At 68.3% G+C, this 4,049-nt stretch carries 1 protein-coding gene; it reads left to right on the top strand.

Annotated features, from left to right (window positions below; translation table 11 throughout):
- Positions 1–4,049: SDR family NAD(P)-dependent oxidoreductase (locus ACFYOU_RS33280; RefSeq protein WP_391311046.1), on the top strand; the 4,049-nt coding region annotated here is incomplete at both ends.

The following is a 4,049-nucleotide window of genomic DNA, read 5'->3' as shown; positions in this document are numbered from 1 at the left end:
TTGCGGAGTGCGCAGTCGGAGCATCCGGGTCGGTTCGTTCTGGTGGATGTGGACGGTGACCAGGAGCCGGACTGGGGTGCGTTGCTGGCGGTGGACGAGCCGCAGCTCGCGGTGCGTGACGGTCGGTTGTTGGCGCCGCGCCTGATCCGTTCGGCTGCTGGAGCATTGGACGCGCCCGTTCGGTCCTTCGATCCTGAGGGGACGGTGGTGGTGACGGGTGGTACGGGTGGTTTGGGTGCGATCTTCGCCCGTCACCTCGCCACGTCGCACGGGGTGCGTGACCTTCTGCTGCTGAGCCGTCGTGGTCCGGCGGCTGAGGGTGCTGCGGACCTAGTCGCGGAGTTGGACGTGTTGGGTTGTTCGGCTCGGGTCGTGGCTTGCGACGTGTCCGACCGCGAGCAGCTGGCCGGGGCACTCGCTTCGGTGGAGGGTCCGTTGACGGGTGTCGTGCATACGGCGGGTGTGTTGGATGACGGTGTGGTGGAGTCGTTGACCGTCGAGCAGATCGACCGTGTGATGCGTCCGAAGGTGGACGCGGCCTGGCACCTGCACGAACTGACCGCCGACTCCGACCTCTCCGCCTTCATCGTGTTCTCCTCGATGGCGGCGTTGATGGGGAGCCCGGGTCAGGGCAACTACGCTGCGGCGAACGCCGCACTCGACGCGCTCGCAGCGACCCGCCGTGCCGCGGAACTGCCCGCCACCTCCCTCGCCTGGGGCCTCTGGTCCCAGAGCGAAGGTATGGGGTCAGGACTCGGTCAGGCCGAGCTCGCCCGTCTGGAACGGATGGGCATGAGTGCGCTCACCGCCGAGACCGGCCTGGCGCTGTTCGACCAGGCCCTCGAAGCGGATGCGACCGTGGTCGTTCCCACTGAGCTGGACACCACGGTGCTGCGCGCCCAGGCGAGGGCCGGACTGCTTCCGCCCCTGCTGCGCGGTCTGGTCAAGGCTCCGCCCAAGTCCGAGTCCCAGACGGGTGCACTGGCCCAACGGCTGTCCGAGGCGCCCGAAGCGGAGCGCGAGCGGATCGTGCTCGAACTCGTCCAGGCACAGGTGGCGTCGGTGCTCGGGCATGCGTCAGCAGCTTCGGTCGAGCCGGAGCGGGCGTTCAAGGACCTCGGCTTCGACTCCCTGAGCGCGGTCGAACTGCGCAACCGACTCACCCAGACCACCGGTGCACGTCTCCCCGCCACCCTGGTCTTCGACCACCCTTCCCCGGCAGCCGTAGCGCGATTCCTGATGTCGCAGGTGACGGTGGGCGCACGGGCTGCGGCGTCTGGCCGTGAGGTGGCGCGCACCGGGCCGGTGGATGCCGGCGAACCCCTGGCGATCGTGGGCATGAGCTGCCGGTATCCGGGCGGGGTGACAACGCCCGACGAACTGTGGCAGTTGGTGGCTTCCGGGCGGGACGCCATCGGTCCGTTCCCGATCGACCGCGGCTGGGACCTGGAGCGGCTCTACGACCCCAACCCCGACCAGTTGGGGACCGTCTACACGCGCGGTGGCGGATTCGTCGACGGAGCGGGCCTGTTCGACGCGGACTTCTTCGGGATCAGCCCGCGTGAAGCGACGGCCATGGATCCGCAGCAGCGTCTGTTGCTGGAGTCCTCGTGGGAGGCGTTCGAGCACGCAGGAATCGACCCCACCTCGCTCAAGGGAAGCAACACCGGCGTCTTCTGCGGGGTCAGCTCCTCTGACTACGGTGTCAACGGATCCACGTCGCAGGTGGAGGGCTTCCGCCTCACCGGATCCAGTACCAGTGTCGTTTCCGGCAGGATCGCCTACATCCTGGGACTCGAAGGTCCGGCGGTCTCCGTGGACACGGCCTGTTCCTCCTCCGCCGTTGCCCTGCACTTCGCGTCCCAGGCGCTGCGAGCGGGTGAGTGCGAGATGGCGCTCATCGGCGGCGTGACGATCATGTCCGGCCCCTTCCTCCTCACGGAGTTCAGCCGCCAGCGCGGATTGTCGCCCGACGGACGGTGCCGTGCGTACGCCTCGTCCGCGGATGGCACCGGTTTCGCCGACGGAGTGGGTGTGCTCGTCGTGGAACGGTTGTCGGACGCCCAGCGCAAGGGCCACAAGGTCTTGGCCGTGCTGCGTGGCAGTGCGGTGAACCAGGACGGTGCGAGCAACGGCATCACGGCGCCGAACGGTCCGTCGCAGGAGCGGGTGATCCGGCAGGCGTTGGCGAGTGCCGGACTGTCTCCGTCCGATGTGGACGCGGTCGAAGGCCACGGTACGGGGACGAAGTTGGGTGACCCGATCGAGGCGCAGGCGTTGTTGGCGACGTACGGCGCCGAGCGTGACGGGGACCCGTTGTGGCTGGGTTCCATCAAGTCGAACATCGGTCACACGTCGGCTGCGGCTGGTGTGGCGGGCGTCATCAAGATGGTGATGGCCATGCGTCACGGTGTGTTGCCGTCGACGTTGCACGTGGACGAGCCGTCGCCGCACGTCGACTGGACGTCGGGTGACGTTCGGCTGTTGACGGAGGCGCGGGAGTGGACCAGCCCCGGCCGTCCGCGGCGTGCGGGTGTGTCGTCGTTCGGCGTGAGCGGAACCAACGCCCACATCATCGTGGAGGAGGCCCCGATCGAGCAGCGGGCGGAGGTCGAGCCGTCCGAATCCGCGGATCTGGGCGGAGCCCTGCCCGTCCTGGTGTCAGCTCGTGGCGACGCCGCCCTGCGGGACCAGGCACGGCGACTGCGCGAGCGTGTCGCTGCGAACTCGGACCTGACCGTGGCCGACGTCGGCTTCTCCTCAGCCACCACCCGCGCGCTGCTGGAGCGGCGGGCGATGGTGGTGGCCGCGGACCGTGAGGAGCTGCTGGCGGGTCTGGACGCACTGGCTTCGGCTGCTCCTGCGGTGAATGTGGTGGAGGGGCAGGTTGCGGGTGCGGGTGTGAAGTCGGTGTTCGTCTTCCCGGGGCAGGGTGCGCAGTGGGTGGGTATGGCGGTGGGGTTGTTGGACGGGTCTCCGGTGTTCGCTGCTGAAGTAGCGGCGTGTGGGGAGGCGTTGTCGGAGTTCGTGGAGTGGCGGCTTGAGGATGTGTTGCGGGGTGTTGAGGGTGCTCCGTCGTTGGAGCGGGTGGATGTGGTGCAGCCCGCGTTGTTCGCGGTGATGGTGGGTTTGGCGGCGGTGTGGCGTTCGTACGGCGTCGAACCGTCCGCGGTGGTGGGGCATTCGCAGGGGGAGATTGCTGCGGCGTACGTGGCGGGTGGGTTGTCGTTGCGGGATGCCGCGCGGATCGTGGCGGTGCGCAGTCAGTTGGTGCGTGACCGGTTGGCTGGGCTCGGCGGGATGATGTCCGTCGCGGTGGGTGCGGAGCGGGCTGAGGAACTGATCGCTCCTTACGCGGGTCGGGTGTCGGTGGCGACGGTGAACGGTCCTTCGTCAGTCGTGGTCGCCGGGGAACCGGAGGCTCTGGACGAACTGCTGGCGACGTGTGAGCGCGATGAGGTCCGGGCCCGGCGGGTGAAGGTGGACTACGCGTCGCACACCGCACAGGTCGAGGCGTTGGAGACCGAGCTTCTGGAGGCCCTGGCATCGGTGGCACCGATGTCGGGGAAGGTCCCCGTGTACTCCACCGCGGTGGGCGCCTTCATCGACAGCACCACGATGGACGCCGGGTACTGGTACCAGAACCTTCGTGGACAGGTGGGCTTCGAGCCCGCGATCCGGGCCCTGATCGAGAACGGCACCGGAAGTTTCCTGGAGATGTCTCCGCACCCCGTGCTGACGATGGCCATTGAGGAGACTGCTGAAACGCTGGGCGCGGCGGACCGCGTGGCTGTGGTCGGATCACTGCGGCGCGGCGAAGGAGGCATGTCCCGGTTCTTGCTCTCGCTGGGACAGGCCCATGGTGCCGGCGTGGCCGTGGATTGGGAAGCGGTGTACGACGGAACCGGAACCCAGCGAGTGGATCTGCCGACCTATGCCTTCCAGCGTGAGAATTATTGGTTGATGCCGTCGGTGGGTGCTGGTGATGTGTCGGCGGCTGGTTTGGATCGGGTGGAGCATCCGGTGTTGGCGGCGGCAGTGCAGGTGGG

The organism is Streptomyces sp. NPDC005955, from assembly GCF_042871255.1.
Lineage (GTDB): Bacteria > Actinomycetota > Actinomycetes > Streptomycetales > Streptomycetaceae > Streptomyces.
This window is presented reverse-complemented; position numbering and strand designations above follow the sequence as displayed.